Below are 14,579 nucleotides of genomic sequence, written 5' to 3' on the forward strand. Positions count from 1 at the left end.
GCTGTGAACTGATAAACGAGTCGCTAAAATTTGGAAAAGAACACTACAGACATCAACAAGAGGGAAGAAACAATGAGTAATAATTTAGCAATGAAACTGCGTGTGGGAACGCAACAAGCGCATACAAATTCCGAAAATGTCGGTTTCATGAAATGCTTTATCAAAGGAGTTGTAGACAAAAATTGTTTTATTCAGTTGTTGAGTAATTTCTATTTTGTTTATAGTGAACTAGAAGCAGCAATTGAGAAACATAAACAACATCCTGTAATTAGTTTAATTTATTTTCCCGAACTAAATCGCCAATCTTCCCTAAAACAAGATATGTTATTTTATCATGGGAATCAATGGCAAGAAACTATTAAACCTTCACCTGCTACTCAAACTTATCTTGCGCGTATTCAACAAATTTCTACCCATGAACCCGCACTATTATTAGCTCATTCCTATACTCGTTATTTGGGTGATCTTTCCGGTGGCCAAATGCTCCAGAAAATTGCTCAGTCAGCCTTAAAACTGTCTGGATATACAGGAACTTCCTTTTACAATTTTGAGCAAATTCCCGACAAACAGGCCTTTAAAGAAAAGTATCGTCAAGCCTTAGATAAACTCCCCATTGATGATACCACCGTCGACAAAATTGTCGCAGAAGCTAACCATGCTTTCAAATTAAATATGCAAATACTTCAAGAGTTAGAAAGGATTTTAATAGAGACTATTGGTAAAGACACTTACAATAGTTTAATTTGAGTCTCTGCATAATTGACAAAGATATAATTCATCACTCAATTAATTTTGAACATGATGAATTATATAAACAGGACTTACGCAAAATATCTCTCAAACCCTCTTTTCTTCGTTCTCTTCGTTCCTATCCCTGACGGGACGCTCCGCGAACGTGGTTCATTATTCCGTGACTTGTGCGTAAGTCCTAATAAAGATGCTCAAAAAGATGCAAACATCTTATTTATTCTCTTCCTCTATGTTCTCTGTGTCTGAAGTGGTTCATTAAAAACATAATGCTCACCACAAACAAATAGCATAAATATATTCTATTTGTGAATAGCTAAATCCTAAATTACAACATTAAATCGAAGTTGGGAAAATCAATTGTGATTATTTCCAATCATCACACAAATTCACTGGAGACTATAATGGTTTTTCTATTACCTGGTGTTAAGTTTGATTTTGATCTAATTCAAAAGTATGATACTCGCGCTCCTAGATACACAAGTTATCCCCCAGCGACGGAATTAACAGAGACTTTCACAGCGGAAAATTTCCAAACTGCAATTACCGCTTCTAATCAAAGAAAAACTCCCCTGTCTTTGTATTTCCATATTCCTTTTTGTCAAAGTGCTTGTTATTTCTGCGGTTGTAATACCGTAATTACTAATAACAAGAACATGGCTATACCGTATCTGGAACATTTAGAACAGGAAATCAAAAATACCTCAGCTTTAATTGATAAAAATAGACAAGTTTTACAAATCCATTGGGGTGGAGGAACACCGAATTATTTAGAACTTGAACAAGTGGAATCTCTCTGGAAAAATATTACTCGTAATTTCCAAATTGCGGAAAATGCAGAAGTTTCTATCGAAATTAATCCCCGTTATGTGAATAGGGAATATATCTTATTTTTGAGAGATATTGGCTTTAATCGCATTAGTTTTGGGATTCAAGATTTTCACCCAGAAGTACAAAAAGCAGTGAATCGAATTCAACCAGAATCACTACTCTTTGATGTCATGAGTTGGATTAAGGAGGCTAATTTTGATAGTGTGAATGTAGACTTAATTTATGGTTTACCTTATCAAACTTTGGCAACTTTTCGGGAAACATTACACAAGACAATGGCTTTAGATGCTGATAGAATTGTCGTCTTTAATTTTGCTTATGTACCTTGGATTAAACCTGTACAAAAAATGATTCCCCAAGCAGCATTACCCGGAGCAGAAGAAAAGTTAAATATCCTGAAAATGACAATTGAGGAATTAACTAATCATGAGTATCTCTTTATTGGGATGGATCATTTTGCCAAAAATAACAATGAATTAGCGATCGCTCAACGTCATGGTACACTAAAACGTAATTTCCAAGGTTATACTACCCATGCGGAAACTGAATTATTTGGTTTTGGGGCTACATCTATTAGTATGTTGGAAGATGCTTATGCTCAAAATCACAAGGAATTAAAGGATTATTACCAAGCAGTTGCAGCAGGTGTAATTCCTATTAGTAAAGGTATTCAATTAACCCAAGATGACATTATTAGACGGGATGTAATTATGTCAATTATGTCTCATTTTCATCTCAACAAATTGGAGATTGAACAGAAATATCATCTTGATTTTAATAAATATTTCTGCTACGAATTGCAAGAATTACAACCCCTAGAAAATGATGGATTAGTCAATGTATTCACTGATGAGATCCATATTACTGATATTGGTAGATTGTTGGTGAGAAATATTGCTGTTATTTTCGATACTCATACAAGAAGTAGAGAAACAAAATTCTCTCGCGCTATTTAATTTTATTAATACAAATTGGTATGTAATTATGATTTATTAATAAGTTGTAATTACATACCTTTTGATTGATACAGGTTATGTCATTAGATAGAAATAAATAATATTAAGCCTTGATAAATTTGACATGAGTTGAATTTTTTGAGGAAGCAATCAATGAATATTATTACTTGGATAATTTTGGGATTATTAGCGGGTGTAATTGCTAAATCTATCTATCCTGGTTATCAAGGTGGAGGAATGATATCTACGATGATATTAGGTATTGCTGGTGCCTTTATTGGTGGGACTTTATTCACTCTCATTCGCACAGGAACTTTACAACTTACATCTGCATCTTTAAGTATTCCTGGAGTGATAGTAGCAGTTATTGGGGCGATCATTGCTATTTATTTATGGGGATTATGGCAAAGGGGTAGTAGGGTATAATAGTTAGCTATTGATATAGCATTAATTAAACTCTTTTTCATTAAAATAAAATGTTGGGTTGACACAGGAAAACCCAACATCATATTCATTAGGACTTACGCAAGTGTCACACTAAAAATCTGTTTCAGGGTGCTTTACTACTGCATAAATCCTGCAAATAAACAGATTGTTGATATCTGACGCACCCTACCAATGTGCCAGTTGCGTAAGTCCTGATATGATGTGCAGTTAAATAAAAATAAATTAAAATAATATTTATTGTATAGAATATTAAAATATGAACAATCATCTAACTCCCTAAAAATTCAAGAAAGTAATTTAGGTATTATTGTTGAGTATTGACTAACCATAAATTAAGTAGGGTGCAAACTACATGGGACAAGGTTTTTTACAAATTGCTTTAACGCTATGTATTGTAGTATTTATTACTCCAAAACTAGGAAAATACATAGCCAGTGTTTTCTTGGGAGAAAGGACAATCCTTGATCCTGTAATGAAGCCCCTAGAGGCAATAATTTATATTTTAGGGGGTGTGGGCAAAAAAAATGATATGACAGGTTGGCAATATATCCGCGCATTACTATACAGTAACTTAGTCATGGGTGGTATAGTTTATGCTATTCTCTATTATCAAAAACTTTTGCCTTGGAATCCCAATGAATTAGGGAGAATAAGATGGGATTTATTATTACATACCACAATTTCCTTCCTAACCAACACCGACCAACAACATTACGCACCGGAAAATACCTTTAGTTATTTTAGCCAAACATCGGCTTTAGGCTTTTTGATGTTTACTTCAGCGGCTAGTGGGTTGGTAGTGGGAATTGCTTTTATCCGGGGGTTAACGGGCAGAAAACTGGGGAATTTTTACGTTGATTTTATCCAGGCTATCACTAGAATACTACTACCTTTATCAATAATTGGGGCGATCGCTCTAATTATCACAGGTGTACCCCAAACCCTAGCCGGAACGCTGGAGGTAGAAACCTTAGAAGGAAGAATTCAGTATATAGCTAGAGGTCCAGTAGCCTCCTGGGAGATTATAAAAATGTTAGGGGAAAATGGCGGCGGTTTTTTTGCAGCTAATTCCGCTCACCCTTTTGAAAATCCCAATGGTGCTTCTAATTTAATAGAAATTATCGCTATGCTGGCTATTCCCACATCTTTAATTTATACCTATGGAGTATTTGCTAACAACCTGAAACAAAGTTGGTTATTATATTGGATGGTGTTTATAATCTTTGTTGTTCTTATTGGCGTTACAGCCACAGGAGAATTACAAGGAAACCCACTGATTAACAACGCTTTAAGACTAGAATTACCAAATTTAGAAGGTAAAGAAGTCAGATTTGATTGGGCGCAGAGCGCATTATGGGCAGTTACAACCACTGCTACCATGTCCGGTGCTGTGAATGCAATGCACGATTCTCTTATGCCCAATGGGACATTTTCTAGCTTATTCAACCTATTTTTACAAATAATTTGGGGTGGACAGGGAATAGGAACTGCTTATCTCTTCATTTATCTAATTCTCACAGTTTTTCTGACTGGTTTAATGGTAGGGCGTACCCCAGAAATTTTTGGGCGCAAAATTGAAAAACGGGAAATTGTTCTTGCTAGTGTGGTGCTATTAATTCACCCGATAATGGTTTTAATTCCTAGCGCTGTGGCTTTAGCTTATCCTATATCTCTATCGGGCATTAGTAACCCTGGTTTTCATGGTATTTCCCAAGTGGTTTATGAATACGCTTCAGCAGCAGCTAATAATGGTTCTGGTTTAGAGGGATTAAATGACGGTACATTATGGTGGAATTTAAGTACAACTGCCAGTATTTTTGCGGGACGTTATATACCAATTATTGCTCTACTACTATTAGCTGATAGTATGTCTGAAAAACAAGCAAGTCCAGAAAGCAAGGGAACTTTGAGAACTGATTCTTTGTTATTTACCAGTATTACTGCTGGTGTCACTTTGGTTTTAGGAATCTTGACATTTTTCCCCGTTTTGGCTTTGGGACCGATCGCTGAAGGGTTTAAACTCGCTGCTGGTAGTTAATATAGCTAAGATGCTGCTAGTAGTTAATATAGCTAAGATATAGCCAGGACTTACGCAAAATATCTCTCAAATCCTCATTTCTCCGTGACTTCTGTGCCTGGAGTGGTTCGTTATTCCATGAATCTTGCGTAAGTTCTAATAGCCTTTCTCAGTCTAGTGAGGTACAGAGATAAGAAATTAAACGCAGATAAACGCAGATAAACGCAGATAAATCTGTACCTCTGTGGACTAGGAAATGCTATAAGAAGATGAAGATAATTTTCCCTCTTCGTTTTTTGTTTCTTCTTCCTGACTCGGTAACTTCTAAAAAATTACTTATATATGAACTCAAACGGAACTAATTCTCACTCTAAAGCCCCCCGTCCTCGTTATCGCCGTCAAAAACACAGAAAAGCGCGGATAACGAACAAAGGACTTTATATTCGAGCCATTAGGGATGCTTTTATGAAATTGCATCCTCGATATGCTATCAAAAATCCGGTGATGTTTTTGGTATGGGTAGGAACAATTATCACCTTTTCTGTGACGATTTATCCCCAATTATTTGGACCGATAAACCAAAAAAACCCCTATTTATTTAATGGGCTGTTAACGGGAATTTTGCTGTTTACGATTCTATTTAGTAACTTTGCTGAAGCTGTAGCGGAGGGAAGGGGGAAAGCCCAAGCTGATACTTTACGTTCAACGCAGTCAGCTACTAACGCCAAAAAGATTGGTGTTGACGGCACAATTATAGAAGTTCCGGCCACGAGTTTAAACCGGGGGGATACTATCCACGTCGTATCAGGTGATATCATTCCTGCGGACGGTGAAGTGATCATGGGTGTCGCGTCTGTGGATGAATCAGCGATTACTGGCGAATCTGCTCCTGTTCTCAAAGAATCAGGTTCGGATGTTGCCAGTTCCGTTACAGGAGGTACACGCATTATATCCGATGAACTGATTATTCGTGTTACGGCTGAAGCTGGTAAAGGCTTTATTGACCGGATGATTGCTTTAGTAGAAGGAGCAGAGCGCACTAAAACGCCTAATGAAATTGCTTTAACAGTATTATTAGCGGTTCTGAGCTTGGTATTTCTATTTGTAGTGGCAACTCTTCCTGCCTTTGCTTACTATGTAAATAGTCCTGTTAGTGTACCGGTTCTCATTGCTCTGCTAGTAGCACTTATACCCACAACTATCGGCGGTTTACTGAGTACCATTGGTATTGCAGGTATGGATAGGGTAGCTCAATTTAACGTCATTGCTACCTCTGGAAGAGCCATAGAAGCCTGTGGAGATATAAGTACCCTAGTTCTTGACAAAACTGGGACAATCACCCTGGGAAACCGTTTAGCAGAGGAGTTTATTCCTATCAATGGCCACTCAGTTATAGAAATTGCTAATGTAGCTTTGGCAGCTAGTATCTTTGATGATACTCCAGAAGGTAAATCTATTGTTCGACTGGCAGAAAGGTTAGGTGCAAATTTTGATTTAGACCGTAAACAAGCCCAGGGAATAGAATTTTCGGCCAAAACTCGCATGAGTGGTACTAATTTACCTGGTGGTAGGGAAGTAAGAAAAGGTTCGGTAGAAGCAATTAAAGGCTTTATCCTATCGCGTCATGGACGGAATAATCCAGAATTAGATGTTGCTTATGAGCAAGTTTCTCGTCAAGGTGGTACACCCTTAGCGGTTTGTCTTGATCATGAAATTTACGGTGTTATCTATCTCAAAGATATTGTTAAACCGGGTATCCGTGAACGATTTGACCAACTCCGACGTATGGGGGTACGAACAATCATGCTCACGGGAGATAATCGTATTACTGCTTCTGTAATTGCTCAAGAAGCGGGAGTAGACGAATTTATCGCTGAAGCTACCCCAGAAGATAAAATTACTGTGATTCAACGGGAACAGGCTGAGGGTAAAATAGTAGCGATGACGGGAGATGGAACTAATGACGCTCCCGCTTTAGCACAGGCTAATGTAGGTGTGGCCATGAATACGGGAACACAAGCCGCCAAAGAAGCCGCCAATATGGTAGATTTAGATTCCGATCCTACCAAATTAATTGATATTGTTAGTATTGGTAAGCAGTTGTTAATTACCCGTGGAGCATTGACAACCTTTTCTATTGCAAATGATATTGCTAAATATTTTGCGATTATTCCCGTACTTTTCACTGCTGCTAAATTAGAAAGTCTGAATATTATGAAGTTAACTAGTGTTAATTCGGCTATTCTGTCCGCATTAATTTACAATGCTTTAATTATTCCCGCTTTGATTCCCCTAGCATTAAAAGGTATTCAATTTCGACCTTTGACAGCTAATCAACTTTTGCAACGAAATATTTTAATTTATGGCTTAGGTGGGGTAATTGCGCCATTTATTGCGATTAAGTTCATAGATATGATGATTACATTTGTCGGTTTAGCTTAAATTAAATTATTAAATTAAGCGGTTAATTATTCTTGAGATATCACTATTGTATAATCCAGTTTAATCAAGGATAATTGTAGGTTGGGTAGAGCGACAGCGAAACCCAACACATTCATGAAGTTCTTGGGTTTTGTTCCTCAACCCAACCTACACAATTTAACAGAATTGTTGTATAATCTGCATTTCTTAAACCTGATCTGATCAAACTGATAAAATTTATGAGATTATCCAGATTTAAATCCCAATTACCCATCATTATTTTTCTGGTGATGTGTTTAAATTTATTGATTGCTCCAGTGGTTTATGCTAATAGTGGTGGTAGCTTAGATAAAGTTTCTGCTTGGGCAATTGGTATTTTAGGTTTTACGACTTTAATGTTAGTAGTTTATTTGTTTATAGTCATTTTTCAGCCAGAACGCTTTTAATAATTTACCAATTAAAACAAGTTTAAATAAAATTAAAGATGAAATTATGTCTATTTTTAGAGAAATTTTCAGAGCGGTCAGAATTACTCTGGTAATTTGGTTATTAACGGCAATTATATATCCCCTGTTTATATTGCTAGTAGGCCAGTCAATTTTTCCATTTTCAGCTAATGGTAGTATCATATCAAATGTCAATGCTCAACCCATTGGTTCAACTTTAATTGGTCAAGGATTTACCTCAGACCGTTATTTTCATGGTCGTCCTAGTGCTGTTAGATATAGCCAAGGTCAAAAAGCTGAACCTACTGGTATTTCTGGAGGTAGTAATTTTGCTCCTACTAATCCTCAACTCCAGGAACGCATTCTCAAACAAGCTGAAGAATTGCAAAATGAAAATAAACAAGCTGTGGCTGATTTGATTTATACATCAGCTTCAGGTTTAGATCCCCATATTTCTTTGAAAGCAGCACGAGAACAAATAGCAAGAGTAGCACAGGCACGGGGGATAAAGGAAGATGAGATCATCCCGTTAATTACCAGATATATTGATGGCAGATTTTTGGGGATTTTCGGTGAACCTGGGGTAAATATTTTACGTTTAAATTATGCCCTGGATTTACAAGAGATCAATCGTGAACAAAATTAGTTGTTGGTCGGTTGTCAATTAGTCATTTTTTTTTGACATGGGTAATGGGGATGAATTACACTGCTATTGATATCCATAAAAGTATTTGAGTCAATGCACCCGACTCGTGTTATCGGTTTAATGAGTGGTACATCTGTAGATGGTATAGATACCGCTTTAGTGGAAATTTCTGGCAGGGATTTGGATCTGAAGGTGGAGTTGATAGCGGGGGAAACATATCCCTATCCCCCGCGACTCAGAGAACAAATTCTAGAACTTGGCGCTGGCGCTGCTGTATCAATGGCAGAATTAGCTACCATAGATGATGCTATATCCCGGACTTTTGCTGAAGCTGCCCAATTTATCCAAGTTGGTCATCAAGCAGCTACTCTGATCGGTTCTCATGGTCAAACTGTTTACCATCGTCCCCGTCAAGAAGCAGGGGAACTGGGTTATAGTTTGCAACTGGGACGGGGATCATTAATTGCCCATTTAACTGGTATTACTACTGTCAGTAATTTCCGAACTGCTGATATTGCAGTTAGTGGCCATGGTGCGCCCCTTGTTCCTAGAGTTGATGCCTATTTACTGGGTGATGCACAGGAGGAACGTTGTATACAAAATATTGGCGGTATCGGTAATGTAACTTACCTACCAGCAGTCAGTGATAATTGGTTGTCCCAAATTCGCGGTTGGGATACAGGTCCAGGTAATAGTCTATTGGATTTGGCTGTACAACATTTTACCAATGGGGCTAAAACCTATGATGAAAATGGTGATTGGGCAGCTAGTGGTACACCATGTTATCCATTGGTAGAAAAATGGCTCAGTCATGAGTATTTTCACTTACCACCTCCTAAATCTACTGGACGTGAGTTATTTGGTGTTGCTTATTTACATCAATGTTTAGAAGATGCTCAAGGCTACCAGTTCAGTACATGGCCTGCGGATTTTTTGGCAACCATTACAGAACTGACGGCGGTTTCTATTGTTCACAATTATGACACTTTTCTACCAAGAAGACCACATCAGGTGTTATTATGTGGTGGTGGTAGTCGTAATATTTACTTAAAACGGCGGTTAGAGTTGTTACTGGGGAAAGTTCCAGTTTCTACTACGGATAAGCTTGGTATGAGCGCTTCCTTTAAGGAGGCGATCGCTTTTGCGGTTTTAGCATACTGGCGCAGTATCGGTATTCCTGGTAACTTACCTTCTGTGACAGGAGCATCTCAGGAGGTGCTGTTAGGGGAAATTCACGGTAATTATCGCTAATTATCCCTAATTTCAGGCTATATCCCCGGATTTTTCTCTAGGCCATGCTAGAACCTGAGTCTAGACCCCACTGTTGTTTAAGCAGTTCTTGATAAGTTGCTTCACGCACCATCATTTGCCTATACAGCTTAACTAAAAAGTCTTGAGCTTGTTCATGGCTCATCTGTTGGACTTGTGTAGCAAAGGAGCAAATGCTAAATTGCTGTTCCAAGGACAGTTCAATTGGTTGATTCATAATGAACTCCAAAACAAACAACGTATAAAAACGACATTGACAACAGAATTGAAGAGTTAGGAGTCAGTAGTAAACAGTAAAACGGGCTTTTACTTGTTACTTAGGTTCTGTACTGCTTTTGTCTGCAATTTGCTATGTCACATAAACATCCGTAGAAGTGATTTCTGGATTTTGGTTAACATTTGTTTCTCTATATTAAGAAATATAACAAATGTTTGACAGTTTGCCCATCTTTTGAAATTTATTTCTCACTAGAGGTAACTAATTGGGTTTTCATCTAGATGCTGTAGACAGTTGACATGATATTTGCTGTTTATTTAGACATAATACCCGGTGGAATATGTCAGTTGGGGTAATTAGAAAAATTTAAACTCCTATGATATTTGGAGGGTAGAAATATTTTTAGCAAGTTATTGATAGGAAAAATGCTCAAATTGAACAAAATGTTAAGTATATTTAGGACTTGCAGAAGAAACAGAAAACCTGGATAATTATAGCACTTCCAGGTGTCCTGTGGTACAAAACTAACCCACTCTAAGACCAAAAGTTTATCTTTTGTCTCATTTAATACTTTTGAAACATCCTCTAAGATAGAAATCAAAAAATTTAGAAAAACTCAGTCATATGGTTAAAATAATTTCTCGCAAATATGTCGGTCAAGCCACTGTTTATGATATTGGTGTAGAAAGTGACCACAATTTTGTGATCAAAAATGGTTTTGTCGCTGCTAATTGTTTCAATAAATCTCACTCCACTGCTTACGCTTACGTAACTTACCAAACATCATATTTAAAAGCAAATTATCCATTGGAATATATGGCCGCGCTGTTAACCGCTAACAGTGGTGATACTGACAAAGTACGGAAGTATCTTGATAATTGCTCTAATATGGGTATCACTATTGATCCACCAGATGTGAATCGCTCTGGTCTAGATTTTACACCAGTAGATGGCAAAATTTTATTTGGATTTTCGGCGGTGCGAAATGTGGGACAAAATGCGATCGCTTCTATTTTAGAAGCAAGAGAACAATCAGGGGAATTAGTCCCATTTCAATCTCTCGCGGATTTTTGCGACCGTGTTGATTTACGAGCTATGAACCGGCGCACTTTAGAATCACTGATTAATTGCGGTGCTTTTGATAAAATTGAACCTAATCGCAACCAATTAATCCATGATTCTGAATTAGTTTATGAGTGGGCCCAATCCCGTGCTAAAGATAAGGCTAGTGGACAGGGAAGCATCTTTGATTTATTAGGAAGTGGATTTGCAGGTAATAATAATCAGCTACAGAAAAACTCTTTTGAATCTGCACCGAAAGCTCCTCCTGTCAATGATTTACCACCTCAAGAAAAGTTACGAATGGAAAAGGAATTATTAGGATTTTATTTATCAGACCATCCTCTCAAATCTATCAGACAATCATCATCTATCCTTGCACCAATTAATTTAGCACAACTGGGCCAACAAAAGGATGATTCTATACTTTGTGCGGTAGTAATGTTGAATAATGTTAAAAAAGTAATGACAAAAAAAGGTGAACCAATGGCAATTTTGCAAGTTGAAGATTTATCTGCTACTACAGAAGCTATTGTTTTTCCTAAAACTTATGAACGCATTAGTTCTATACTAGCAGTTGATGCTAGATTAATTATTTGGGGTAAGGTAGATCGTCGTGATGAACAAAGTCAATTTATTCTGGAAGATGCAGAAACTGTAGAAATGGTAAAAATGATTTTAGTGGAACTTAGTCCACAACAAGCGGGGACTATTGAAGAACAACATCGTCTAAATACAATTCTCAAAGCCCAAGCTGGAGATAAGGATAATAAATCAAAAGTACCAGTAATTGGCATTGTTCAAGCAGGAAATCATCGAGAAATTGTCCGGTTTGGTAGACAGTTTTGGGTACAAGATTCAGGAACAGCACTGCAAGCATTACAAAGTGCTAAATTTCACGCTGATATTAAACAATTGACCAGTGGTTAAGCATGAATACAAAGATGGCACATTTTTAAGACTTACCCAAAAACTCTCTCAATTTTCTATTTCTTTATGTATGTAATATCTTTCTTTAAGAGACTCTACTGATTAGCATGGTCTGTTAATAGGACTCTTATGTTTTCTGCTGCTTTATTAATTTGATACCTTATTTAATTTTAGTATATACTTACAATCAAATATAAATATTTACTATTAAATAATGAATACAATCTTATGCCATTGTAATGTGATCTTATGCTATTGTAATGCGATCTTAGATTATTGTCAGGCAAACTTGTACCTTAGTTGTATTTAAAGATAAAGCAATTGTTAAAACAGTTAGGATATAGATTAACAATTAAACTTAATCCACAAAAAATTTTTACTCATGATTTGTAACTTATAACTTCTGACTTAGTGACTTTTATTGTATGATTTTGACAGTGAAATTGTGAAAAAAGCGATTTGTTTGTCAATGCAAACCGCCTTAATTGCTGCTAAATATGTAATATTGCTATTAATTCTCCTTCTTTTCCTGAAAAAACTTTTGGTAGATAGTTTTAGTATCTTCTTCATCAACAGAAGTAGCTATCATTTGATAATCAACCAGGTTATCCACAAAAGGAACAGATACCTTAAATGTACCATCAGCATTGAGTTTGATATTTTGACCATCAATAGTGACAATTGCATCTTGTTTTGTTGCACCATAAATAACTAATTCCGTGTCAACAACAAACCAAAAGTCTGTACTGGGAGTACCAAAGACGTGAACTGTAGCAGAACGCGCCAAACATATCCACTGGTAATTATTAATTAAATAACCAATTTCTGTCATGTAATCACGTTCACCTTTGGGAATAGGTATATAACAATCATGGATTGCAGTTTCACATTCATATTGTTGCACCAATTCAGGAAGCTGATAGCTAAGGTCAAGATGAGTAACATCATAGAGACGTACAGCTAAAGTGATAAATCGTTGATTTTGTAATATCTGTTGATGATTTATAGCTTGTTTTAGCTTATCGCTATCAGAAATATACCAAGATACATAAGCCCATTTGGGAGTGCGGGGTGTGAAGACAATTCTGGTATTTTCACTCGCATTGATTTGATTAATAGTAGTCCAAGCTTCTATTTCTGCATCTAACCCCATTGCGATGTCTTCATCTGTGGTTGTAGGATGGAATGAAGTCGCTAATATCTCTTCTACTATCTCAGATGTATTAAGTTGAATGTCATTGGTTATCGAATTTAAAGCCTCTTCCAGATTCAATGGTAAATCAGACAGTAAATTTTGATCCTGTGGTAGTTGCTTAATAGGTGTAGGGGATATACCGAGTAATTCTGATAAAGATATATTGTTATCTTTCTTAAATGGTTTAGGAGGCGTATCGAGTAATTCTGATAAAGATATGATCTTAGGATCAGATTCAGATTCAGATTCAGATATTGGTGTTGGTGATTCAGGTGCTTCTAGCAGAGAATTGGTAAATTCATCTGTAGGTATATCTGCATCAATTAGGTTGTGATGAATATTGGGGATTTGTGGATAATGATTATTAACGACAATGACAGGAGCTTCTGTATCCCACATTATGCTACTATAGTCCGAATCAAGTTGATTAATTTCCTTAATTTCCTTTGCCTGATTGATTGAGGAAATTGTCTGTGGTAGATCTATAACAGCTAGATTACTTGCGGGTGTTACTTCTGGGGAGATTTCCTCTTGGAAGTGATTATCATTGAATCCATTGTGATTGTTAGTTGTGGTTGGTGTAGCTATCTCACCAAGGGTCTCCTCTGCTGCTTCCCCAAAGAGACACGTTTCAGGTATCGTCTCTGAATCTGATATATCTGAAGCTGAGATAGAATCTGTTTTTGAATTTAGGGACTGCTTTTTTCTTCTCCACCACAAAGGTAAACAGCTAGTTAAACCAGCAATTAAAAATAAGGGTAATAGCAGGAAGAACCCCAGATTTTTGGTGATCATTGAGGGCTGACTAAAGGGATTTACCAACTGTATTTCACCACCAATTCTGAGAGGCTGTTGTGTAACTCGGATTTCTGGAATAGTTGATAAAGATGGATTTTGATTAACTGTAGAGGTTGCTGTTGGGCTTACAGTAGAAGTTGTGGTAGGAGTTGCGCTAGGGGTAACATTAGCAAGGTAAAAAGCAGGAGAATGATTCTGAGACTTGGAGTGGACTGGTGCGGAAATCAAGAGATTTGCTACTGTGGAACTGGCAGTTATGGACATTAATAAAGCCAGATTGATAATTACGTTGTCTTTTTTTTGTTCTTGCCACATATATCCGTGATTAAGATAAAATAAATGGACCATTGACAAATACTGAAAATATTTTTTTTGATTGAGCAGACAGGCTAATTATACAACTTCAGTCATTTTTATCTGTAATAACACAAGTGATGAGAATAAAAAAGGAGTTAGAAGTTGGCGGTCGGCTTCCAACCCGTCCCGGAAATTTATTTCCGGTCTGATAGTTAAGGTGCTTTAAGATGCACTACAGGGGTTTCTGCTCGAGGTACATCCTAAGCCCCCTCCTCGCAGCCCCCTCAATCCCCCCGCTGCGGG

General features: G+C 37.0%; 11 protein-coding genes. 9 read left to right on the forward strand and 2 right to left on the reverse strand.

Features of this window, described 5'->3' with window-relative positions; genetic code table 11:
- The first annotated feature begins 72 nt into the window (after nucleotides 1-72).
- The 8 genes from H6G25_RS08985 to H6G25_RS09020 all read left to right on the forward strand — a co-directional run bounded on the left by H6G25_RS08985 (nucleotide 73) and on the right by H6G25_RS09020 (nucleotide 9,762).
- Entirely contained in the window at nucleotides 73-747 is a 675-nt protein-coding gene (locus H6G25_RS08985; protein WP_190392178.1) for a heme oxygenase (biliverdin-producing), read from the forward strand.
- A 404-nt stretch (nucleotides 748-1,151) separates the two neighbouring features.
- Nucleotides 1,152-2,534, forward strand: a complete 1,383-nt coding sequence (gene hemN / locus H6G25_RS08990) for an oxygen-independent coproporphyrinogen III oxidase (protein WP_190392179.1) — start codon at nucleotides 1,152-1,154, stop codon at nucleotides 2,532-2,534.
- Nucleotides 2,535-2,687: 153 nt separating this feature from the next.
- A complete protein-coding gene (locus tag H6G25_RS08995) occupies nucleotides 2,688-2,960 on the forward strand; it encodes a GlsB/YeaQ/YmgE family stress response membrane protein (RefSeq protein WP_190392180.1) in 273 nt (90 codons plus the stop codon).
- A 373-nt stretch (nucleotides 2,961-3,333) separates the two neighbouring features.
- On the forward strand, nucleotides 3,334-5,019 hold the full coding sequence (gene kdpA, locus H6G25_RS09000) for a potassium-transporting ATPase subunit KdpA (protein ID WP_190392181.1): 1,686 nt from the start codon (nucleotides 3,334-3,336) through the stop codon (nucleotides 5,017-5,019).
- Nucleotides 5,020-5,340: 321 nt separating this feature from the next.
- Nucleotides 5,341-7,440, forward strand: a complete 2,100-nt coding sequence (gene kdpB, locus H6G25_RS09005; RefSeq protein WP_190392182.1) for a potassium-transporting ATPase subunit KdpB — start codon at nucleotides 5,341-5,343, stop codon at nucleotides 7,438-7,440.
- Nucleotides 7,441-7,658: 218 nt separating this feature from the next.
- Nucleotides 7,659-7,865 (forward strand): potassium-transporting ATPase subunit F, encoded by a 207-nt coding sequence (locus H6G25_RS09010; protein ID WP_190392183.1) that lies wholly within the window; start codon nucleotides 7,659-7,661, stop codon nucleotides 7,863-7,865.
- 46 nt (nucleotides 7,866-7,911) lie between these two features.
- Complete coding sequence (gene kdpC, locus H6G25_RS09015) at nucleotides 7,912-8,511, forward strand: K(+)-transporting ATPase subunit C (protein WP_190392184.1); 600 nt, start codon at nucleotides 7,912-7,914, stop codon at nucleotides 8,509-8,511.
- A gap of 93 nt (nucleotides 8,512-8,604) precedes the next feature.
- Nucleotides 8,605-9,762, forward strand: coding sequence for an anhydro-N-acetylmuramic acid kinase (locus tag H6G25_RS09020; RefSeq protein WP_190392185.1), 1,158 nt, complete (start codon nucleotides 8,605-8,607; stop codon nucleotides 9,760-9,762).
- 37 nt (nucleotides 9,763-9,799) lie between these two features.
- On the opposite strand, the gene H6G25_RS09025 is transcribed toward H6G25_RS09020, so the two are convergent.
- Nucleotides 9,800-9,997: an NblA/ycf18 family protein gene (locus H6G25_RS09025; RefSeq protein WP_028083489.1), complete on the reverse strand. Its 198-nt coding sequence runs from the start codon at nucleotides 9,995-9,997 to the stop codon at nucleotides 9,800-9,802.
- Nucleotides 9,998-10,621: 624 nt separating this feature from the next.
- Between H6G25_RS09025 and H6G25_RS09030 the strand changes: the two genes are divergently transcribed.
- Entirely contained in the window at nucleotides 10,622-11,986 is a 1,365-nt protein-coding gene (locus H6G25_RS09030) for an OB-fold nucleic acid binding domain-containing protein (protein ID WP_190392186.1), read from the forward strand.
- A gap of 511 nt (nucleotides 11,987-12,497) precedes the next feature.
- On the opposite strand, the gene H6G25_RS09035 is transcribed toward H6G25_RS09030, so the two are convergent.
- Complete coding sequence (locus H6G25_RS09035; RefSeq protein ID WP_190392187.1) at nucleotides 12,498-14,327, reverse strand: DUF4912 domain-containing protein; 1,830 nt, start codon at nucleotides 14,325-14,327, stop codon at nucleotides 12,498-12,500.
- Between the last annotated feature and the right edge of the window lie 252 nt (nucleotides 14,328-14,579).

The sequence above is a fragment of the Dolichospermum sp. FACHB-1091 genome (assembly GCF_014697585.1).
In the GTDB taxonomy this organism is placed as follows: domain Bacteria; phylum Cyanobacteriota; class Cyanobacteriia; order Cyanobacteriales; family Nostocaceae; genus Dolichospermum.